The 20,183-nt window shown below is 57.2% G+C and carries 19 protein-coding genes; 15 read left to right on the top strand and 4 right to left on the bottom strand.

Features of this window, described 5'->3' with window-relative positions:
- The first annotated feature begins 267 nt into the window (after nucleotides 1–267).
- From ABIE13_RS26705 to ABIE13_RS26675, 7 genes are all read left to right on the top strand, one after another.
- Complete coding sequence (locus ABIE13_RS26705) at nucleotides 268–690, top strand: hypothetical protein (RefSeq protein WP_354449206.1); 423 nt, start codon at nucleotides 268–270, stop codon at nucleotides 688–690.
- A gap of 61 nt (nucleotides 691–751) precedes the next feature.
- Entirely contained in the window at nucleotides 752–1,150 is a 399-nt protein-coding gene (locus ABIE13_RS26700; protein ID WP_354449204.1) for a tetratricopeptide repeat protein, read from the top strand.
- Between the two features lie 5 nt (nucleotides 1,151–1,155).
- A complete protein-coding gene (gene sctV / locus ABIE13_RS26695) occupies nucleotides 1,156–3,282 on the top strand; it encodes a type III secretion system export apparatus subunit SctV (protein ID WP_354449202.1) in 2,127 nt (708 codons plus the stop codon).
- A 91-nt stretch (nucleotides 3,283–3,373) separates the two neighbouring features.
- Nucleotides 3,374–4,771, top strand: coding sequence for a type III secretion system inner membrane ring subunit SctD (gene sctD / locus ABIE13_RS26690; protein ID WP_354449215.1), 1,398 nt, complete (start codon nucleotides 3,374–3,376; stop codon nucleotides 4,769–4,771).
- Between the two features lie 53 nt (nucleotides 4,772–4,824).
- A complete protein-coding gene (locus tag ABIE13_RS26685) occupies nucleotides 4,825–5,154 on the top strand; it encodes a hypothetical protein (RefSeq protein ID WP_354449200.1) in 330 nt (109 codons plus the stop codon).
- Nucleotides 5,155–5,187: 33 nt separating this feature from the next.
- A complete protein-coding gene (locus tag ABIE13_RS26680) occupies nucleotides 5,188–5,430 on the top strand; it encodes an EscF/YscF/HrpA family type III secretion system needle major subunit (RefSeq protein WP_354449198.1) in 243 nt (80 codons plus the stop codon).
- Between the two features lie 102 nt (nucleotides 5,431–5,532).
- Nucleotides 5,533–5,973, top strand: a complete 441-nt coding sequence (locus ABIE13_RS26675) for a type III secretion system chaperone (RefSeq protein ID WP_354449196.1) — start codon at nucleotides 5,533–5,535, stop codon at nucleotides 5,971–5,973.
- A 106-nt stretch (nucleotides 5,974–6,079) separates the two neighbouring features.
- On the opposite strand, the gene ABIE13_RS26670 is transcribed toward ABIE13_RS26675, so the two are convergent.
- On the bottom strand, nucleotides 6,080–6,415 hold the full coding sequence (locus ABIE13_RS26670; RefSeq protein WP_354449194.1) for an STAS domain-containing protein: 336 nt from the start codon (nucleotides 6,413–6,415) through the stop codon (nucleotides 6,080–6,082).
- Nucleotides 6,416–6,505: 90 nt separating this feature from the next.
- Between ABIE13_RS26670 and ABIE13_RS26665 the strand changes: the two genes are divergently transcribed.
- Complete coding sequence (locus tag ABIE13_RS26665; protein ID WP_354449192.1) at nucleotides 6,506–6,979, top strand: ATP-binding protein; 474 nt, start codon at nucleotides 6,506–6,508, stop codon at nucleotides 6,977–6,979.
- On the opposite strand, the gene ABIE13_RS26660 is transcribed toward ABIE13_RS26665, so the two are convergent.
- Nucleotides 6,971–7,561 (bottom strand): hypothetical protein, encoded by a 591-nt coding sequence (locus ABIE13_RS26660; RefSeq protein WP_354449190.1) that lies wholly within the window; start codon nucleotides 7,559–7,561, stop codon nucleotides 6,971–6,973. The two genes, ABIE13_RS26665 and ABIE13_RS26660, sit on opposite strands and share 9 nt — an antisense overlap.
- Nucleotides 7,562–7,806: 245 nt before the next feature.
- Between ABIE13_RS26660 and ABIE13_RS26655 the strand changes: the two genes are divergently transcribed.
- The 4 genes from ABIE13_RS26655 (at nucleotide 7,807) to ABIE13_RS26640 (ending at nucleotide 10,796) form a co-directional block, all read left to right on the top strand.
- On the top strand, nucleotides 7,807–8,370 hold the full coding sequence (locus ABIE13_RS26655; protein WP_354449188.1) for an RNA polymerase sigma factor: 564 nt from the start codon (nucleotides 7,807–7,809) through the stop codon (nucleotides 8,368–8,370).
- Between the two features lie 53 nt (nucleotides 8,371–8,423).
- The gene (locus ABIE13_RS26650) at nucleotides 8,424–9,251 is read left to right on the top strand and encodes a hypothetical protein (RefSeq protein ID WP_354449186.1); all 828 of its coding nucleotides are present in this window, start codon (nucleotides 8,424–8,426) and stop codon (nucleotides 9,249–9,251) included.
- A gap of 68 nt (nucleotides 9,252–9,319) precedes the next feature.
- Nucleotides 9,320–9,940, top strand: coding sequence for a GNAT family N-acetyltransferase (locus tag ABIE13_RS26645; RefSeq protein WP_354449184.1), 621 nt, complete (start codon nucleotides 9,320–9,322; stop codon nucleotides 9,938–9,940).
- Nucleotides 9,933–10,796 (top strand): hypothetical protein, encoded by an 864-nt coding sequence (locus ABIE13_RS26640; protein WP_354449183.1) that lies wholly within the window; start codon nucleotides 9,933–9,935, stop codon nucleotides 10,794–10,796. Before ABIE13_RS26645 ends, ABIE13_RS26640 begins: the two co-directional genes overlap by 8 nt.
- A gap of 131 nt (nucleotides 10,797–10,927) precedes the next feature.
- Here ABIE13_RS26640 and cphA (ABIE13_RS26635) read toward each other — a convergent pair whose 3' ends face one another.
- Together cphA (ABIE13_RS26635) and cphA (ABIE13_RS26630) are read right to left on the bottom strand one after the other, a co-directional pair.
- Entirely contained in the window at nucleotides 10,928–13,600 is a 2,673-nt protein-coding gene (cphA, locus tag ABIE13_RS26635) for a cyanophycin synthetase (protein WP_354449181.1), read from the bottom strand.
- 52 nt (nucleotides 13,601–13,652) lie between these two features.
- The gene (gene cphA, locus ABIE13_RS26630) at nucleotides 13,653–15,923 is read right to left on the bottom strand and encodes a cyanophycin synthetase (protein WP_436278492.1); all 2,271 of its coding nucleotides are present in this window, start codon (nucleotides 15,921–15,923) and stop codon (nucleotides 13,653–13,655) included.
- A 110-nt stretch (nucleotides 15,924–16,033) separates the two neighbouring features.
- On the opposite strand from cphA (ABIE13_RS26630), the gene ABIE13_RS26625 reads away from it, so the two are divergent.
- The 3 genes from ABIE13_RS26625 to ABIE13_RS26615 all read left to right on the top strand — a co-directional run bounded on the left by ABIE13_RS26625 (nucleotide 16,034) and on the right by ABIE13_RS26615 (nucleotide 20,041).
- Complete coding sequence (locus ABIE13_RS26625; RefSeq protein WP_354449179.1) at nucleotides 16,034–18,322, top strand: ABC transporter ATP-binding protein; 2,289 nt, start codon at nucleotides 16,034–16,036, stop codon at nucleotides 18,320–18,322.
- Nucleotides 18,319–18,786 (top strand): DUF1854 domain-containing protein, encoded by a 468-nt coding sequence (locus ABIE13_RS26620; protein ID WP_354449178.1) that lies wholly within the window; start codon nucleotides 18,319–18,321, stop codon nucleotides 18,784–18,786. The genes ABIE13_RS26625 and ABIE13_RS26620 overlap by 4 nt, the downstream gene beginning before the upstream one ends.
- A gap of 136 nt (nucleotides 18,787–18,922) precedes the next feature.
- Nucleotides 18,923–20,041: a PA0069 family radical SAM protein gene (locus ABIE13_RS26615; protein WP_436278493.1), complete on the top strand. Its 1,119-nt coding sequence runs from the start codon at nucleotides 18,923–18,925 to the stop codon at nucleotides 20,039–20,041.
- Nucleotides 20,042–20,183 lie beyond the last annotated feature (142 nt).

Below are 20,183 nucleotides of genomic sequence, written 5' to 3'. Positions count from 1 at the left end.
AGAGTGCGGTTTGCCAGTGCCTCACCCTTCGGGCCAGTTTTTTCCGGGCCGTATTGCTGCGTTGCGCCTCTTGCCAAGGATCGCACCTTGGCTGCGCGGCGCGTCTTGCACTACGATCCGGAAAAAGCCGGCGCGGGGGTGAATTTAGTGTTAACACGCCCTAGTCATTGGAATCGGTTTTCGTAGGCCCATTCGCTATCGCCTACACTTTTGAGCTGCTGTCTTCGTCGTGTTCGGCGTTGGGTGTCAATCAAGGAGAATCGGAAAATGGCAGACAATCATGTAGGTCCCCATATTGCGTTTGACCGTGGCATTGATCTGGTCACCTTTGTCCGCTCCGGGGAAACGCAAGGCTTGCCTCAGCGCCGCGAAGAGGCGCCCTCGGAACTCGGAGGGCGGCCCCAGCTGGAAAGTCTGCTGGCTCAGCCTACGTTGGAAGACTTCCTGGAAGAAGCTATTCGTCCAAGATTGGAAAATCGAGATCTGCTTGTGCCCAGCCGGTTTCAGACTGCGCTCGATGGCGTGCACGCCGCCCTGTCTGCCAAGTGTCAGGATGAACCCAACAGGTCTGATGAAACTCTGTCGCCAGAAGACAAGCGTGTCATGCAACGGGCCGTGAGATTGCTCGGTACCGAACGGGATATGAGAGGCTTGGTACAGATGTACCGCAGCGTGCTCTATCAGGGCTAGATAGTACTGCCCGCCCCAATAGCGCTGAAGCCAGCCACATTCCCTGAATTCCCTTCTCCTGATGAACTCAGACATCACCGATCCATTGGATGAGCTGGCCGCCAAAGGTATTTCTGCCTCCCAGCTTGAGTTGATGGACTTGCTAAGTTACATCTATCTGCGCCATGGCTTGCCAGACAAGGCAGCAGTGCTCCTTTCCGCTCGTGACCTGCTCTCGCCCGACAACCGGTCTACGTTGCTGACTCTGGCGCTGGCCCAGGTTCGAGCGGGCAAGCCAGAGCGCGCACTCGAAACGCTGGAGAGATTGGCGCTGATAGGTGCCGTCGACGCAGCATTTCATCTTGTGCGTGCGCAAGCCTTTCATGCTTTGGGTCGGATGGCGGAGGCCGCAGGCGCCATGAAAGCCCACCTGGCTTTACGCACTTCACAGAAAAACAGTGGTCCTGCCACAGTAAACTGAGCGCAATGCGAAGTAGCGCCACCTCCACTCCCTCAGTTCCCTTTGCGCGCTTGCAGCGCGCTGTGCAGTTGGCAACCAGCCGGAATGACCTTGTCCTGGCGTTCTTTCTGGTAGCAGTCATCTTCATGATGATCCTTCCATTGCCGACGTGGTTGGTGGACATGCTGATTGGCACCAACATGACCATTTCGGCCATCTTGCTGATGGTGGCCATGTACTTGCCGTCACCGCTTGCGTTTTCTTCCTTCCCATCGGTACTGCTGATTACCACGCTGTTTCGTCTGGGAATCTCGATTGCAACCACCCGATTGATTCTGCTTCAGGGTGACGCGGGTCACATCATCACCACCTTCGGCAATTTCGTGGTCGGCGGTAACCTGGTCGTTGGCCTGGTGGTGTTCCTGATCTTGACCATTGTGCAGTTCGTGGTCATTACCAAAGGTGCGGAGCGTGTTGCCGAGGTCGCAGCCCGATTCTCTCTTGACGCCATGCCGGGCAAGCAAATGTCCATCGACGGGGATATGCGCGCCGGCACCATCGACATGGAAGAAGCCAAGCGCCGCCGTGGCGTGGTCGAGAAAGAAAGCCAACTGTACGGTGCCATGGACGGCGCCATGAAATTCGTCAAGGGTGACGCCATTGCGGGTCTGATCATCGTGGCGGTCAATTTGCTCGGCGGAATCGTTATCGGTACCATGCAGCGCGGTATGACGGCTGCCGACGCCACCAGAACCTATTCGATTCTGACCATTGGCGACGGACTGATCGCGCAAATTCCCGCGCTGTTCATTGCCATCTGCGCGGGCATGATCGTGACCCGCGTGCAGACAGGCGACGAACCTTCCAACGTCGGGCGCGACATTGGCTCGCAAGTGCTGGCTCAGCCTCGTGCGTTGCTGATTGCTTCTGCTGTGGCGCTTGGTCTCGGGCTGATTCCGGGAATGCCATTTCCTGTGTTCGCCATTCTGGCAGCCGTCACGGGAACCATAGGATTTGTCCTGATTCGCGGTATGCGACGAGTGGTGGACGAGAAAACCGGTGAGGTCACGGAAGTGCCTGCGCTGCAGGCCGCAGGGGAGAAGCCGCGCAAGCCCAAAGGAGATGGCAGCGATGAGTTCGCTCCTACTGTTCCGCTGTTGATGGACGTGGCGTCAGGACTGCGAAACAGCTTTGACTCGGAGACCTTGAACGACGAACTGCTGAAAATTCGTCGTGCGCTCTACTTCGATCTCGGTGTTCCATTTCCCGGCATTCAGCTTCGCTTCAATGAAGCACTTCCGCCTGAGAGCTATAACATTCTGTTGTCCGAAGTGCCTGTCTCACAAGGGCGTCTGCGACATGGCTGGTTGCTGGCACGTGAGAGAGCGCAAAACCTCGATGCCATGCAGATCGAGTACGAATCTGATCGCGACTTTCTTCCACATATACCCACCCTGTGGATCAAGGATGAACTGAGGGAGACGCTCACCAATTCTGGCATTTCCTTCATGGATTCCAGCCAGGTTCTGGCCTATCACCTGGCCTTCGTGCTGAAAAAATATTCTTCGGATTTCATCGGCATACAAGAGACCCGATTTTTGCTCGGATCCATGGAAGCTCGTTTCCCTGATCTGGTCAAGGAAGCTACCAGGGTTCTGCCTATCCAGAAGATCGCTGAGATATTGCAGCGCCTGGTGTCGGAGGACGTGTCCGTGCGCAACTTGCGCGCGATCCTGGAGTCTCTGATCGAATGGGGCCAGAAAGAGAAAGATTCAGTACTGCTTACCGAGTACGTGCGCTCCACGCTCAAGCGCCAGATCAGCTATAAGCACTCAAGCGGCCAGAATGTCCTGCCTGCCTATCTGCTCGCACCTAATATAGAAGACCAGGTCCGGGGCGCCATCCGCCAGACGTCAGCAGGCAGTTACCTCTCGCTTGATCCAGCAGTGACCAAACGGCTTGTGGAAAACATCAAGAAAACCGTTGGTGATTTGGCCGCCACGGCCCAGCGGCCTGTATTGTTGACATCCATGGACATCCGCCGGTACATGCGCAAGATGATCGAGCAGGACTTGTATGAGCTTCCGGTGCTCAGCTATCAGGAATTGACTCAAGAGATCAACATTCAACCTTTGGCAAGGGTCGATCTGTGAACGCAGTCGCATGGGCTCTTGTCCGCAGCGAAAAATTGCGTGAGGCTGTCTGTAGCCACCGCACTGCGCTGCGAAGAGGGTGGTTGCCGTGATGCGGGAAGCTCTGGTGCTGGAACTGCGCGTGCTGAGCGGGCGCCACGCGGGTGCCTCTGCGATCGCACGCCCGGGTCTCTCAGTGGGCATTGTCGACGAGGCCGACATCATCCTGACGGATTTGGATTACGCAGCGGGCTTGGCTCGTTTGCATCTGCGTGGCGATTCCCATTGGCTGTTGACATCAGCAGACTTGGATCCAGACGAACAGGCTTGGACTGATGCCCCCAGAATAGGCGATCCGGGCTATTGGGGTGGATTGGCCTTGTGTGTCAGCCCTTCCCACGCCGACTGGCCGAAACTACCCGCAGCCAAGCTTGCGCCATCATTGGGCGTTGAGGCCCAGGCAGACGATACGGGCTCAGGTGCCGGCTCGCTCCAACCTTTGTCGGGAGACGATGAACCTCAGTTTGAGCCGGCTACAGCACTCATTGCCGCGCCGGGAGAGGCTCGCCCGGCCACTCGGTCCGGGATGCGTGCTGTCCTCTGGGTTGGTGCGGCTATCTTCCTGATACTTGCCGCGTTGGGGTTGGCCGCGTTGATCTCGGAGCGCTGGGCGCGCGAACCTCAAACTCAGCCCAAGGTGTCCGAGGCTGTCGGGGTGGACCTGACGGAGCAGGCCCAAGGGCAGATCTCTGAATTGAAACTCGTTATAGCCCGTGTTGACCCTGCGTTGCGGCTTCAATTCACGCCTCAGAAGGACGGACAAGTTCGGGTGAGCGGGTGGGTTGAGTCCGTAGCGCAACTCGATAGGCTGGCGGACGCCCTGGGCTCAAGGCGACCAGCGCCTTTGATGCGGGTGCTGGTGGCAAACGATGTCCAAACTGAACTGCGAGCCCAATTGGCTGGAAGTTATCCCCATATTGATTTTTCAGCAGGTGATCCAGGAAAGGTCCGCATTCGGGGCATAGTGCTGACCCAGGCAGCCCGAGCAGAAGTGCTTTCTGCCGTGCGGCCCCTCCTGCCTGCAGGCTTGGAGCTGGACGATAGTCTGCGTCTGGCGGAAACCATGGCTCCGGATGTTCGCTCTGCTTTGGGGGCTGCCGGGTTCAACGATGCCAAGGCCCGTTGGGACGGTAGCCAGATTGTTGCAACGCTTTCGTTGCCTGATGGTGCACGGGTGCGCTTTGAAAATACGCTGCTGGCTTTGGCTGAGCGCTTTCCAGGCTTACCCCTGCGAGTCATGCCCCAGACTGTGGTCGTGGCGAGTTTGTCCGACCGGGGCAAGGCGCCTTTTCCAATCAGGAGTGTGGTGGGAGGGGACGTCCCCTATCTGATCCTGCAAGGAGGAGACAAATTGCTGCCAGGGGGGGCGTATGCCGGTTGGCGACTGCAGTCCATTGAGCCTGACGTACTGGTGTTTGACTCACCCCGGCGTCTGGTGGTGGCTAGGTGAGGTGTGGATTTCCGTAGGTCGCCCTAATAATTACCATCGAAAGTTGTTTTGACATGTCCGACAAAGCCGAAAAATTGACGCCAGGGCAAATTGGTTTGCCTGGCCGTGAAGCCCAGACAACTGACCTGGGCCCTGTGAGTGATCTTGAGGCCGCGCTGAATGCCGGCTCGGATCAGGCGCGGGACGCGTTGGCGCGGGCAGGTACTCAGGTTGAGGCCCTGACCCAGAAAACCCGTCGCGCCCTGAGCGCTGGTGCGACTTCTTCTGAGTTCAATCAATTGAACGCAGTTCTGAACGCGTGTAGCTCGGCCAAAGAAATTTTGGTAATCGCTGCGCATTCAGTCGAGCATGCTGCGAGAATGCAGCCAAGCAAGCGTTCTTAAGTTAGTAGTCGATTAACCACGGAGATCGATCGTATGGCTGCATCAAGCAATGGAATTAATTTCGCTTTTATTGCCGAGACGATGGGAACAGTGCTGACCAACGCTGAGGCCACTTTGAATGCCAAGATCGCTGGCCTGGGTCCCAATCCAACCCAAACAGACCTGCTCGATATGCAGGTTGGTCTGCAAAAATGGAGCATGATGATTCAGTTGCAGAGCACCATTAACAAGGAATTGGGCGATGTTTTGAAGAGCATCGTTCAAAAATCCGGTTGATACCAACGGTGTAGGGTTGAAAAGAAACCCTGATGCAATGATGCACAGGCAACACCCAGAAGTCGAGTTTTTTGGGGGTGGCTAATGCAATGAGGCGCCGATATGAGTTCATTTGGTAGTGTTTTGAGTTCCTTCGGCGAGAAGCTGGGGATCCAAGGTTTGGCATTTGACCAGGATGGCTGTTGCCGACTGGTATTTGATGGTCAAAAAATGTTTGAACTGCGCACTTCCAGCGCGCAGGGACGAATGCTGTTGTCCAGCCGAGTTGGTCGAAGCGGCTCACCATGGCCAGACGCCACTGGGCGCCTGCTTCTACAGGCGAATCTTTGGGGCGCTGGCGCGGGCGGAGGTTGGTTCTCGCAGGACGATCAGGGGCAAATCTACCTGCAACACGAAGTCTCTCTATCCGAAGACAGTGCTTCTCAAATGCTAGCTAAAGTTGAAGGCATGTTAAGCAGCCTTGAAGTATGGGAGCGGCGCTTATCGGAGCAGACGTCTGACCAGGCAAGCCAGCTCCAACGCCATGTAATGCAGCGGGTGTGACCCCCAACTGCTTGGCGTGGTGTGGGTGCTCTATTCTTGGTTCTTTGCGCCCTTCGGCGACTACCATCTCATCGACGGAGCACAAAGCGGCGTTAAAGTTAACAGCCTACGATTCAAAGCGAGCAATAGCTTGTTCGCGAGTCTCCACGACGTGCAAGATATTCAAGAAACCGCTGATCTCAAAGATCTCGCGAACTTGGGGTTGCATTCCGAAGATCACCATATGACCACCTTCGGGCTTCAGGCGTTTGGCTGCGACAAGCACAACACGCAGACCAGCGCTGGAGATGTAGTCCAGGTTGGTGAAATCCAGCACCAATTGACGGTCACCTTGCGCGATTAACCCTACTATGTCATTTTCTGCACTCGCGGCGTTGCCGCTATTGAGCTGGCCTGTGAAGCTCACGAGGCGAACGTTGGCAATGGCTTCATGGGCAATCATGGGTAAGCGTATAGATCGAGGTATCGTCCACGGCAATTTACCGAGTCTCAATATGATACCGCTCTGCTGAGATATTGCGGCTTGCCTGCCATGATGCAATTCCCAAACCCCTGCTCAGATACGCATGCCCTTGCGATCAAGCCTCAGCTTGAACAGATCGAGGTAGCTCTGGATTGGCTGCGCGGCTTGGCGACGCAACATGAATGGCCAGAGCGGGCAGTGTTCGGATTGATCTTGAGCGCAGATGAGGCTTTGACGAACATAGTGGCCCACGCGGGCAACGAAGATGACGTTGAAGAGGCCACTATCCGTCTGATCTGCCGGCATTTGCCTGGCGAAATAGTCTTGCGTATCGAGGACCAAGGTAGATTCTTCGACCCCACGGGGGCGGAATCAAAGCCGCTCGCGGAGTCGCTTGAAGATACCGACCTGGGTGGACATGGGTTGCGGTTGATGCGCCACTATTTGAAGTCTCTCCAGTATGCTCGCCAAGACAACCGCAATGTATTGACTCTGGTGATGTCGCTGAGCAATGGAGGCAAGCAGGCGGATCCCTTAGTTTAGAGAAGCCAAAGCTTCCTTGAGCCAATTCTCAGCGTCGCGATAGGCCACGGGTGAGGCGCCAGTTTTGACAGCGTCCGAGAATTTCTGATCGAGTATTTGATCAAGGCGCGCAAGGACGTCCGTTGGAAGTTTTCCGGTGATGCCTTCTTGTGCACTGACCCGTTTAAATTCAGATCCACCTGAACTGGCGGAAAACTGCAGCCGGGTAAAAAAATCTACGCCAGACAACGCTTGTTGACTGTGCTGCGCCATGTCGACTGCCTGTTCCACCTTGCGCGACGACAAGGCTTTTCCTGGCGCTGGACTCAAATCCAGTTCACGGGCAACTGCGCGGCTGATGCCTGCAGAAAATGATTGCCCCAGAGCCTGCACAAACGCAGAAGTGGTGTCTACCTGATCACTATCTGGCTTGACCCAGGCAACCTGACGGCCGCTGCCGGGAAGCACCCCAGTGCCCTGGACCTGCCATCGTTCGCCATCCAGAGTCAGCTTAATGGACTCATTCGATCGCGCGGCAGAGCTGAATGCATCAAGGGGCGGCAGCGCGTTGCCGAACGCAGGGGATGAATTTTCAATGGCCACGGCAGGTCTTCTTTAATTGTGTGAGATGAAAAGCAAGTACTACTACGTAAGTAACCGGCTGGGCAGGATGGTTCCGTTTTCTTTTTTATCAAAAACTTCCAAAAAAACCAAGCTTGCTAGCCGATTACAACTCACTTTCTGTCACACTGGCGGACAGGATGCCGCAAAATGTAAGTTGCCGCTTGCTTCGGTAGCTTTTGTTCTACTTGAGTACGCAACCGTGTTGGCGAAAGGAAGCGATAGTAATGTCGTTGGAGCGCAACCATGATGTAGATGGCGTTGACGCCGAAGTTCTGTTTCGCGACCTGGTCAAGGAGCATTGGACAAGATTGCATCGTTTCATTATCAAGAATATCGGCAATCACGACGATGCTGAGGACCTGACTCAGCAGGCCTTTTCCGAGGCAGTACGCTCCTTTGAACGCTTTCGCGGTGAGTCTGAGTTGTCTACATGGCTCTACGGTATCGCGATGAATCTGGTTCGCAACCATTTATCTCGTGCGCCCAGCAGGCGCTATGAGTTCACAGACGATTCCGAGCTGGAGTTTACGCCTTCTCAAGAGCTCGATCCAGAGGCACAGGCGGAACAGGCCCAGCAACTGAGCGCTTTGGCCGAGGCCTTGGAAGAATTGCCACCGAGGATGCGGGAAGTTCTTTTGATGGTGGCAGTCGATGAACTTTCATACGAAGACGCCGCTGTATTGCTGACGGTACCAGTAGGCACAGTGCGCAGCCGCCTGTCGCGGGCTCGGACGGCCTTGCGTGCCCAACTCGAGGGCCGCGGAGTCGAATTGGACTTCCTGAAGTAAGCGCGCATCAGTTGTACTTAAGCGCATATGAAAAGCTCAAGCCATCCAGCCTGATGTCACAAGAAACGCTCAGGATGCGCTTGCTGACATCTGAAGACATTTCAGCGCTACTCGCGCTGCGGGCGGACGTGCTCGCCGGCGTGGATGATCCAGACCTCTATTCCAGGGAGCCAGATGAAGCCGAATTTGTACGCACCCACGTCGGAGGGAGCGGACAGGGCGAGACTTTAGGTATCTTTGACAGTGAGCAGCTGATTGCCTATGGCATGCTGGGGCTTCCTGACCCCCAGGATCCCGAGCACTTGGGCCATTTCCTGGGCGAAGATGAAGCTTCGCTTGCGCGAACGGCCATTTTGGCCAGTTGCATGGTCAATGGGCAATACCGCGGCCGGAAGTTTCAGCGGTGGCTCCTCAGAGAACGCATTGCTTTGGCCCGTGCGCAGGGGCGGGACATTTGCATCGCCATGGCTTCACTTCGCAACCATGCTAGCCGACACAACCTCATGAGTGAAGGCTTGAGGATTGGCTGGGTGGGAGAGTTGTCAGGACTTAAAAGACACCTCTTCAGAGTGAACTTGTCCAACCCCGGGATTGTGGATGAGCAAACCAGGCAGTTGATCGAGGTCAGTGACTGGGAACGTCAGCAAGTCTTCGTGCAAAAAGGCTATTTGGGGGTCGATTCGCTTCAGGATGACCAACAGCGAATCAAGCTTGTGTTTGCAAGAATGAAGGGAAATAACGCGACCTATGCTGACCGGGAAGAACTGTCATTTTGCACCCCCATCATGAGACCTGCTGAAGTGACTTCCGAGCGGCCTCGGCGACCTGCAGATGACCGCCAGGTCACCTCCACACCGTCGCCCCATCACGCCCGATGTTGAGGGGTTATCACCGAGCCACTAGTTTCTGCGTCTGTTCGAAATCATTTGCTGTATAGCAGTTCCAAGCCATGATTGAAAATAATCCATCTCTATTGACTGACGAAAAATCCAGGAATATTTTTCAGGATTTTGGGTCGGTTGTCATTCGCAACTGGTCGGATGCTGATATTGATGGATATGCGGAGCTGGTGGCTGATCCCACTGCGATGAAATACATCGCTGATGGACATCCCAGAGCACGAGCGCGTGCCGAAGCTGAAGTAGATCGATTTCGGAAGGAAATTTCGACGCGCGGTTGGTCAAGATTCGTGATTGCCAGGCGTGATGACAATAAGTTCGCGGGTTATATAGGTTTCCAGGAGGTGAATGGAGAAATAGACTACGGAGGGCGATTCCTGCAGCAATTTTGGCGTTCCAGAATGATCCCGTTAAGCTACTGCCTTACCTTGGAGTACGGGTTTGAGAAAATAGGGTTTGACTCGCTTTACGCGACTGTGCACCCGGAAAACAAAAATGCGCTTTCGGTGACTAAAGCTTTTTTTGGTATCAATGAAAAGCTGGTAAGTGGTGCATTTGGCCAGTTGGTGAGATTTGACCTGAATCGTGAGCAATACAACCAGATGCTTCGTGAGCCCAATAGAAAATTCATGAGCAAGGCAGCGCGGGTCCACGCTGAGACAAATGCGTAAAGAAATCCACATTTCAGATATTTGTCTCTCAGATCAAGCACAGATTTTCAACTGGAAGTTGGCTCTGTATTTCCCTGTTGGCATTCTCGTGCTGATCGCCAGAGCGGCGCTGATTGTCTTGTTCGCCTTGGTGTCCTTTGTGGTGCCGGAACGTGGCCGGAGTTTCTCTTTCAGGCTGTTGCGTGGCTTTCTGGGGATCAGGGTCAGTCGAAACAAAAGCCGCGCCGAAATAGCCCGCGTAAGCGCACGCACTGTTATCGTGTCTAACCACATTTCCATGTTGGACGCACTTGCGACCCTGGATGCCGGACGTCCTATCTTGCTAAGAGGAACTGCTTTGCGGGGAAGCAGCCGGCTGGAGCCTCACATTTTTTCGCTGCTCGAACGGCTGTCCGGCGCGAGATTCATCTCTTATGAGGATAAACGAGGGCTCGCCTCACTGTTCAAGAGCTGGAAGGAGGGGGCTGACGATAGCTGCCTTTTCATTCCCGCCGAAATGACCATCAATAATGGAAGAGGGCTCTTTCGGTTCAACCCTGGTTTAATGAGCCGCGGATTCCCCGTCATACCGCAGGCGATGCGTCTGACCACCAGTTTTGGGGTGATTGCTCATCCGTTCCTCTCGGGCGGTCTGTACACGCTGCTTCGCCTTCTCATGCTGCCTTATGTGAAATTCGACATCGCATTACTGCCAGCCATGCAGCAGCAGGAGGAGGAGTCACCGCAGGATTTTGCAGATCGCGTACAAAAAGCTGTGGCTGATGATTTGGGTATTCCGGCCACTCAGTTCACCGTGGCAGATAAACACGTATATCGTCGATCGGTGCGAGAAGCCAAGTTGTCCATTTCCGCTTGAGAAATCTCATTTCCAGACTTGCCTGAAAATTTTCTACCAAGGCAAGCCACTTCCGCACAATACCCCTCCGTAGAATATTGGAGGCTGCGCCAGCAGACTATCCGGGGCTCTCTCAAGCCCCGGAGGTCGGCTTAGCGTAGCGCACCGACGGGCAGTTCCTGCGCTGACGACATGGTGGAGCGGCGTTGCTGCTGTCGGGCGGTGGTTGGACGACTGCCCGGCTTTGATGTGGACACATGGGCTTCGTCCACGCGCTTGCGAATATGGGCCAGGGCCTCTTCGACCTGATCGATCAGTATCAGGCATAGGTCGCCTTTACCCAGCATCTGCAGGGCTGTGTCAATGGCTAGAAACTCACCATGGACCTCCTGCGTACGTTTGGTGCGCTTGGCGCCCACCAGACCGTCACGCAAGAGAGAGAGCACTTCGCCGTCTTCCCGCCCTCGCTGGCACGCATCCTGGTAGAGGATGACGTCGTCAAAGGCAGCGCCCAGCAAGCGCGTTTGACCTCGAATGTCTTCGTCACGCCTGTCTCCAGCTCCGCTGATGACCACTGACCGACGGCGAGACGGCATGTTCTCCACTCCCGCAACCAGGGCCGCGATGGCGTCCGGGTTGTGGCCGTAGTCAGCAATGAGTGTGGCGCCGCGATAGTCGAAAATGTTGAAGCGTCCCGGCACACCGTGAAGGTCGCTGATGAAGCTGGCCAGGCCCTTTTGTATGGCTTCCCACGGCACGTTGACCGCCCAGGCCGCCGCAACCGACGCCATGGTGTTTTCAACCTGGAAGCCGATCTGGCCTTTGCGGGTCAGTGGCACGCGAGAAAGGGGCAGACGCTTCTCGAACTTGCCTTCCGCGCACACGATGTCGCCTTTCTCTATGAAGACCACACGACGGCCCTGCGCCCGGTGTGTGTCGATCACAGGGTGGGTTCCGTCCTGCGCGAAGAAGGTAACGGAGCCAGGGCAGTGAGGTGCCATGGCTGCCACGGCGGGGTCAGCGGCGTTCAGCACGGCCATGCCGCTGGCGGATACGTTCTTCACAATCACGCGTTTGAGGACTGCCAGGTCTTCCAGCGTGGTGATGTAATTCAAGCCAAGGTGATCGCCCGCTCCCATGTTGGTGACAATCGCCACCGAGCATTGGTCGAACGCCAGACCTTCACGCAGCAGGCCGCCGCGTGCAGTTTCGAGCACGGCCGCATCCACGTCCGGGTGCATCAGCACGTTTCTGGCGCTGCGGGGTCCTGAGCAGTCACCGGAATCGATCTGCCGGCCATTGACATACACGCCATCGGTGTTGGTCATACCTACTCTGAGGCCTTGGGCCTTCAGCAGGTGAGCGGTCAGACGTACCGTGGTGGTCTTGCCGTTGGTGCCTGTCACGGCAATGACAGGAATTCGCCCGTTGTCCCCATCGGGGTACATATGAGACATCACGGCTTCACCCACATCACGTCCCTTGCCAAAGGAAGGGCTGATGTGCATGCGCAGACCAGGTGCTGCATTGACTTCTACGATGCCGCCGTTCTGTTCTTCCAGCGGTTTGATGACGGTCTCGCAAACCACATCGACGCCGCAAATATCGAGCCCCGTCATTTGAGCTGCTTCAATGGCACGCGCTGCCACTTCGGGATGCACGCTGTCGGTCACGTCGGTGGCTGTGCCGCCGGTAGACAGATTGGCATTGGCACGAAGCACCACGCGCTGACCCTTGACCGGTACTGACTCGGGTGTGAGGTTTTGCGCAGCCAGCCGGGCTTCTGCAATGGTGTCAAAGCGGATTTTGGTCAGCGAAGACGCATGTCCATCGCCACGGCGAGGATCCTTGTTCACTTCGTCCACCAGTTGTCGCACGGTCTGCACGCCATCGCCGATGACGAGTGGTGGGTCGCGGCGGGAAGCTGCTACCAGCTTATTGCCCACCACCAGCAAACGGAAATCGTGGCCGGGCAAGAAGGTTTCCACCATGACGCCGCCGTACTTGACCGCAGCCTCATAGGCAATATTGAAATGCGCACGGTCAGACACGCCTACGGTGACGCCCTTGCCCTGGTTGCCGTCCTGCGGTTTCACCACCACTGGCAGACCCAATTCGAGTGCTGCGTTCCAGCCGTCTTGCTCATCAGAGACCGGACGGCCCATGGGCACTGGTACGCCTGCTGCGTGCAGAAGCTTCTTGGTCAGATCCTTGTCCTGGGCGATGGATTCCGCAATGGCGCTGGTGCGGTCCACTTCCGCTGCCTGGATGCGCCTTTGTTTGCTGCCCCAGCCCAATTGGACCAAGCTGCCAGAGGTGAGCCGGCGAAAGGGTATGCCCCGCACCACGGCGGCATCCACGATGGCACCCGTAGAAGGGCCCAGGCGTTCGTCTTCGTCCAGTTCACGAAGGTCTGCCAGCGCCTTGTTCACGTCGAACTGGCCACCTTCCGCTGCCGCCTGGCAGAGCGCCTGGGCTTTCTCGAATGCAGCCTTGCCGACAGCTTCTTCCGTGTATTGCACCACCACCTGGAAGACGCCCGGTTCTTCAGTGGCCGTCGTGCGGCTGAAGGTCACTGGGCAGCCAGCATTAGCCTGCAGCGCCAGGGCAGTCAGCTCAACGGCGTGCGCCATGGAGATCGGTACGCTGGGCTTGTTGGCATGAAGCCCTCCCACGGATGGGAAAAGCTCGCGCAGGTGCTTTTCAAAGTCGGGGGTGGTGCGGAGATCGCGCTCACCCTCGTCGCAGGTGACGACGGCCTCGATAGCCGTATGGCGACTCCAAAGATTAGGGCCGCGCAGTGCACGTATGCGAGTGACTTGCATGGAAATACTCTCTTCTGCTGGAAAAATTGAATAAGCCGGGTTCGGGGCTGGATTACTGCACGACCACTTGAGGTGCCCTTGAAGGCTCCCCATAGCGCTGCAAACCACCCCGAATGAGTTCGGCAGACAAACCTAGCGCCCAGGCACTGGCCACTGCAGCCAATACACAGGAACGCGCATCGCCAGCCTGGGCGTGCATCAGTGCGGAAAATGCCGGTGCGGACAGATCGACCAGCGGCATTTCTACGGTGCCTGTTGCAAGCACCACCGAGGAGCCTCGTGCAAACACCGCCCGGCCCTTGCCTGTCCGATGCTCTGTGATGGCATCGCTGTGCTCATCAAGGCTGTAGAGAATGACTTCACCATCACATAGATCGGCAAGATCCAGCGCGCCGGCGTCATCAGCGTTCAACACGGCGGCACCACTGGGCAGCACCACGTCGATTTGGGTACGCACGATGTTCCGCATTTGATCGGCATCGCGAATGTAGAACTCTTCCAGGCCCTGGGTGGAAGGCATGGCAGTGACCACCCCAACCGCACAGCGGTCATAGGGCAAGCCTTCAGCCAGAATGTGCCGCGCAGAGGTCTCCAGCACCACGGCCTGTACCGTGCGGTTGATCAGCATGCGCTCACCAGCTTCCCAGCCCAGTGCACTGCCTTTGGAGAGCTGGCGTTGGCCCAGATAGAGACCGTCCTGGCAGGCCAGGGCGGTGACTCGGCCATCGAGCTGCAACAGCCATGACACCAGATGCGCTGTGAGCACGTCGCCCTGCTGGCCCACGATGCCGACGATTGGAATTCGGCCAGAGTCGGACGTTGGAAACAAATGCTTCACGATGGCTTCGCCGACCGGTTGCGCGCGGCCCACGGCGGGTTTGAGGTGCATCAGCAAGCCGGGGCCTGCGTTCACTTCCACAATCGCACCGCCCTGAGGGGCCAGGGGCTTCTCGATATCTTCAACCACCAGATCGATGCCTGCGATGTCGAGGCCGACCACCCGTGCTGCCAATGCCACCTGATGCGCAACATCAGGATGCACCCGGTCAGTGACGTCGTTGGCCATGTTGCCGGTGCGTTCGACCACGGCGCTGCGGCCAATGGGCAAGATGCTTTCAGCCGTCAGGCCTTGGCGAGCCAGCTCCAATTGAGTGACTGGGTTTTCATACACCCGTACGGTGTCAAGTGGAAGGTGCTCTTCAGGTCCGCGGCGCGGGTCGGAGTTGACCTGGAGTTCGATCAGTTGCGCCATCGTGGAGCGACCGTCGCCGCTGACGCGTGTGATTTCGCCGCGGGTGGCTGCCACCACTTTGCCACCCACCACCAGCAAGCGATGCTCCTGGCCGGGGATGAAGCGCTCGACCATGACTTCCGAGCCTTCTTTCTCCGCAGCGGCGAAAGCTTCTTCAACTTCTTGTTGCGTGTTCAGATTCAGGGAAACACCCCGGGCGTGGTTGCCGTCCGTAGGTTTGACGACCACGGGCAGGCCGATGCTCTCGGCAGCGTCCCAGGCTTCGGCGGCGCTATCGACGGTGCGGCCCTCCGGGACGGGGACACCACATGCGGCCAGCAACTCTTTCGTGAGGTCCTTGTCGCGGGAGATGCCTTCGGCAATAGCGCTGGTACGGTCAGTTTCGGCTGTCCAGATGCGGCGTTGCGCTGCGCCGTGGCCCAGTTGCACCAGATTGCCATCGTTCAGACGGATAAAAGGAATGCCACGTTCACCTGCCGCTTCCACCATGGAGGCCGTGCTGGGACCCAGGCACATACGGTCCACCATATCGGTCAGGCGGGCCACGGTGGCCGACACGTCGTAAGGCCTATCATTGATGGCCGCCATGACCAGCTCAAGAGCGGATTCAATAGCAGCCTTGCCAATCGCCTCATCACGGCTGCGAATGACCACCTTGTAGACACCGTGCTCTGGTGTCATGCGGGCTTTGCCGAAACCCGTTTTCATGCCAGCCTGGGTCTGCAGCTCCAGCGCCACGTGTTCCAGGATATGTCCAGGCCACGTGCCATCGCGCAGCCGCATCAGAAATCCGCCGCGGCGGCCGACGCTGCAGCGGTGTTCTATCAGGCCAGGCAGCCAGGAGGTCAGGCGCTCATAGAAACCCGGAAGAGTATTTGACGGGTGGTCCTCAAGTGCGCCAATATCCACAATGGCTTCAATCACGGGACGGTACGTCCAGATATTCGGTCCACGCAGATACGCCAGGCGACGGATCACCATGTCCGGAAACTCGGTGACGGAAGCTGGGGCGCCCACGGCCGCTTCTTCTGCCGTGGCTTGGACGGCTGACGGATACAATCCGCCACCCATCGAACTGCCTTGCTCTTCTTGCTTGATTAGCCTCATCTGGAGCGCTCTCGCTTTCCTGGTTTTCAACTTTTGTGGTCACCCCCAAACAGGGGCAATGCGTTGTTCATTCCATGTCGCTGCAAACTTCCACTGCCATCACCCCCACTGAATCACTTAATTCGGTAAGAGCTCCTGCAGGCTTGTCGCTGCGTTCAGAAGAAAACGTTCGCGCTGTGCTGGAAGTTGACTTGTCTGAACGACTACGTTTCAGCCTAGGGTATGTACTCATTACAAATCAACGGCTTATGGCGCGGTTTCCGGATGAAACAGCGTGGAAATCCTGGGACCTGCGTTCTGGCCTGACGTTGACCCACCACGATTACGCTGGCGTCGGAAGCCTGGAGTTGCGAGACGAGGGCGGACAATTGGCCGTGTGGCGCTACACCCTTGGCCGCAATCCGGCAGCGCTCCGGCTGCTGGCGCAGTTCGAAGCGGCGTTGTCTGCGCACTCAGGCGGAGAGCTTGTTGAGACGGATGAGCTCGAAGAACCCGGCGAGGATGAAGAGCTTTCCGACCCAGGCAAGCCGCCTTCCACCTGGACGCTGTTTCGACTGTGGCGGTTCGCTAAACCCTATAAATGGCAGCTTTTTGGGGCCTTTTTGCTGACTTTGGCGTCAACGGCAGCCACCTTGGTTCCGCCCTACCTGACCATGCCATTGATGGACAAGGTACTGATTCCTTTCCAGAATGGTCAGAAAATCGACACCGACTTGGTCGGCATGTTGTTGGGAGGGCTGTTGGGCGCGGCAGTTCTGGCCTGGATGCTGGGTTGGGCCAAGACCTATATCCTGTCATTGGTGTCCGAGCGAATTGGCGCTGATTTGCGCACCTCAACGTATGAACACCTGCTGAATTTGTCGCTTGAATATTTCGGCGGACGCCGCACAGGCGACCTCATGGCACGCATTGGCTCAGAGACGGACCGCATCAACGTTTTCCTATCGTTGCACCTGCTGGATTTCGCAACAGATGTATTGATGATCGTCATGACGGCGGTCATTTTGTTCACCATCAACCCCGCCTTGGCACTGGTCACACTGGTCCCCTTGCCCTTTATTGGCTGGATGATCCACTTCGTTCGCGATCGTTTGCGAACCGGTTTCGAGAAGATCGACCGCGTCTGGTCTGAGGTCACCAACGTGCTGGCAGATACGATTCCGGGTATACGGGTGGTAAAGGCGTTTGCCCAGGAAGACCGCGAAGCCCACCGTTTTGCAGAAGCCAACCGCCATAACCTGGCTGTCAATGACAGGCTGAACAAGCTGTGGTCGCTGTTTTCGCCCACAGTGACCCTGCTCACGGAGATTGGCCTCCTGGTCGTATGGGCCTTTGGTATCTGGCTGGTCAGCCAGCAGAGCATCACGGTGGGGGTACTGACGGCATTTCTGGCCTATATCGGGCGCTTCTACATTCGGCTGGATTCGATGAGCCGGATCGTCTCGGTGACCCAGAAAGCCGCGTCTGGTGCCAAGCGCATCTTTGAGATTCTGGACCACGTATCCAGCGTGCCTGAGACTACCAACCCGGTCGAGCTGCCGTCGGTCAAAGGACACATCACCCTTCGCAACACGCATTTCCGTTACGGCAACCGTGCGGTCATCAAGGATTTGAACCTGGACATAAAACCAGGTCAGATGATTGGTCTGGTCGGTCACAGCGGCTCCGGAAAAAGTACGCTGGTCAATCTGATCTGCCGGTTCTACGACATCACCGAAGGCAGCATAGCCATTGATGGAATCGACATTCGCCAACTGCGTCTGGCCGATTACCGGCGCAACATCGGCCTCGTGCTGCAAGAGCCGTTTTTGTTCTTCGGCACCATTGCTGAGAACATCGCCTATGGCAAGCCCGACGCCACGCGCGCCCAGATCATGGCCGCTGCGCGTGCTGCGCATGCCCACGAATTCATACTCCGCTTGCCACAAGGTTACGACTCCCTGGTTGGGGAACGTGGCCAGGGCCTGTCGGGTGGTGAGCGCCAGCGCATTTCCATCGCCCGCGCGCTGCTCATAGACCCCCGCATTCTGATTCTGGACGAAGCCACTGCGTCCGTTGACACAGAAACCGAGCGCGAAATCCAGAAAGCTCTGGACAACCTGGTGCGCGGACGCACCACCATTGCCATTGCCCACCGGCTGTCCACTTTGCGCAAGGCGGACCGCCTGGTCGTCATGGACAAAGGCCGCAAGGTGGAGGAGGGCACCCACGAACATCTCATCGCCCAGCGCGGTGCTTATTGGCGCCTTTACGAGGCTCAAGCGCGCCAGGAGAAAGCAGAGCGGGAACGTATGCTGGCCATTGACGAGCCCACACCCGTTCAGGAAGAGGCGGTGCCCATTGCTAAAGAGGAGCGCGAATGAAGACCGTATTTGATCTTCACCGGGACGCCTTTGGCAGACTGGTTCTCACAGATGAACAAGGACAAGTCCACGTAGGGCTGGTGGCCGTGCGTGCGTTCCCGATCGCTGCGCCGGATGAGGGCGTGAGCCTTCTGGACATGGATGGCCATGAGCTGGCGTGGGTGCCAGACCTGACAGCCTTGCCCGAACCCAAGCGCACGCTGGTCGCGCAAGCCCTGGAGCAGCGCGAATTCATGCCCGTTCTGCAGCGTCTGAAAAGCGTTACCAGCTTTGCCACGCCCAGCACCTGGGAGGTCGATACGGACAGGGGCAGCACCAGCTTCGTGCTGAAAGGCGAAGAAGACATTCGCCGTCTGGGCCCAGGACTGCTGATCGTCAATGATGCGCACGGAGTGCAGTACCTCATCCGCGATTTGTCCAATATGGACAAGCACAGCAGAAAGCTGCTCGACAGGTTCTTGTAGTCTTGAAGAATCCGCAAGTGCGAAGTGTGACGTTCTAGCAAGGCCATCTGAACGTTCGTGTGGTCGTGCGTTCACAGGTTCGTGAGCGTGCCAAATCAAATTGCTGTATAAACATACAGTAATTTGATTTGGCGCCATCGTGGACTCTGATCTTCACCCCCCAGATATTCCTTCCGTTCCCGTGCGTTTGCATAAGGGACGTGGTGCCACTTCAAATATTGCACACCGCTTCGCTCGTGACGCAAGGGGCGCCTTTGACGATGGTTGGGACACGTTGCAAACAGGCAGCGTAGAAGCGGAACAAGGGTCGCCTCCCGCCACCCAAGTGATCTGGGAAGACTGCAAGAGTGCGATCAGCAGCAACGATTCAGCGGACATTCCGTTCGATCACTCGATTAACCCGTACCGTGGCTGCGAGCATGGTTGCATCTATTGCTTTGCCCGGCCTACCCACAGCTACCTGGGCTTGTCTCCCGGTCTGGATTTTGAAACCAAGATAGTGGCCAAGCGCAACATCGTGGCCCAGTTGACACGCGAGCTGGCGGCGCCGCGCTACAAGCCTTCTCATATCAACATAGGTTCCGTCACGGATGCCTACCAACCTGTGGAGCGAGAGCTTCAACTGACGCGGGGTCTCATAGACGTGCTTGCACGTGCGCGGCATCCCTTTTCATTGATCACCAAGTCCAGCGGTATTGAACGCGACCTCGATCAACTCCAACCACTAGCGGCATCTGGCTTGGTTGCGGCCTACGTCACTATCACCACTTTGGATTCATCGCTCTCCCGCAAACTGGAGCCGCGGGCCGCGTCTCCTCAGCGCCGCCTGCGTGTCATTCGTTCACTGGCAGAAGCAGGTGTTCCGGTGGGCGTCAGCGTGGCGCCGCAGATTCCTTTTATCAACGACGACATGGAACAAGTGCTGGCCGCAGCGCGGGAAGCTGGGGCCACGCGCGCTTTCTATACCGTGCTGCGCTTGCCCTGGGAACTGGCACCGCTTTTTCAGCAATGGCTTCAGGCGCATTTTCCAGAACGTGCGGAGCGCGTCATGTCCAGAGTTCGTGATATGCGCGGTGGCAAAGACTACGATGCCAGTTGGGGCCAGCGCATGACCGGCTCCGGCGTGTGGGCTGCACTGCTGTCACAACGCTTTTCAAAAGCCTGCGCGCGACTGCGCTATGGCCAGGAGCGCATCACCCTGGATCTGTCGCAGTTTCGCCCAGACTTCGCAACAGGGCAGGGACGTTTGTTTTAACGGCCTTGGCCCCCGCTATGGTTGGCTGTTGCCGGGACTGCCGAGCTCCCGCTCAGCATCTTCACAATCCCACTAACCTCACTATCCCCACAAGCCGCGCAAGGCGTGTGCCCCAGCAACGGACGCTGTCCGGCGCTTCGCG

It is taken from the genome of Ottowia thiooxydans, assembly GCF_040548795.1.
GTDB lineage: Bacteria > Pseudomonadota > Gammaproteobacteria > Burkholderiales > Burkholderiaceae_C > Ottowia > Ottowia thiooxydans_A.
This window is presented reverse-complemented; position numbering and strand designations above follow the sequence as displayed.

Bases quoted from the DNA above. Each gene is read 5' to 3' on its own strand.
- ABIE13_RS26705 (WP_354449206.1), top strand. From the start codon at position 268: ATGGCAGACAATCATGTAGGTCCCCATATTGCGTTTGACCGTGGCATT.
- sctV (WP_354449202.1), top strand. From the start codon at position 1,156: ATGCGAAGTAGCGCCACCTCCACTCCCTCAGTTCCCTTTGCGCGCTTG.
- ABIE13_RS26680 (WP_354449198.1), top strand. From the start codon at position 5,188: ATGGCTGCATCAAGCAATGGAATTAATTTCGCTTTTATTGCCGAGACG.
- ABIE13_RS26675 (WP_354449196.1), top strand. From the start codon at position 5,533: ATGAGTTCATTTGGTAGTGTTTTGAGTTCCTTCGGCGAGAAGCTGGGG.
- cphA (WP_436278492.1), bottom strand. From the start codon at position 15,923: ATGGGTGGCGGATTGTATCCGTCAGCCGTCCAAGCCACGGCAGAAGAA.
- ABIE13_RS26655 (WP_354449188.1), top strand. From the start codon at position 7,807: ATGTCGTTGGAGCGCAACCATGATGTAGATGGCGTTGACGCCGAAGTT.
- ABIE13_RS26700 (WP_354449204.1), top strand. From the start codon at position 752: ATGAACTCAGACATCACCGATCCATTGGATGAGCTGGCCGCCAAAGGT.
- ABIE13_RS26625 (WP_354449179.1), top strand. From the start codon at position 16,034: ATGTCGCTGCAAACTTCCACTGCCATCACCCCCACTGAATCACTTAAT.
- ABIE13_RS26620 (WP_354449178.1), top strand. From the start codon at position 18,319: ATGAAGACCGTATTTGATCTTCACCGGGACGCCTTTGGCAGACTGGTT.
- ABIE13_RS26665 (WP_354449192.1), top strand. From the start codon at position 6,506: ATGATGCAATTCCCAAACCCCTGCTCAGATACGCATGCCCTTGCGATC.
- ABIE13_RS26640 (WP_354449183.1), top strand. From the start codon at position 9,933: ATGCGTAAAGAAATCCACATTTCAGATATTTGTCTCTCAGATCAAGCA.
- ABIE13_RS26645 (WP_354449184.1), top strand. From the start codon at position 9,320: ATGATTGAAAATAATCCATCTCTATTGACTGACGAAAAATCCAGGAAT.
- cphA (WP_354449181.1), bottom strand. From the start codon at position 13,600: ATGCAAGTCACTCGCATACGTGCACTGCGCGGCCCTAATCTTTGGAGT.
- ABIE13_RS26670 (WP_354449194.1), bottom strand. From the start codon at position 6,415: ATGATTGCCCATGAAGCCATTGCCAACGTTCGCCTCGTGAGCTTCACA.
- sctD (WP_354449215.1), top strand. From the start codon at position 3,374: ATGCGGGAAGCTCTGGTGCTGGAACTGCGCGTGCTGAGCGGGCGCCAC.
- ABIE13_RS26685 (WP_354449200.1), top strand. From the start codon at position 4,825: ATGTCCGACAAAGCCGAAAAATTGACGCCAGGGCAAATTGGTTTGCCT.
- ABIE13_RS26650 (WP_354449186.1), top strand. From the start codon at position 8,424: ATGTCACAAGAAACGCTCAGGATGCGCTTGCTGACATCTGAAGACATT.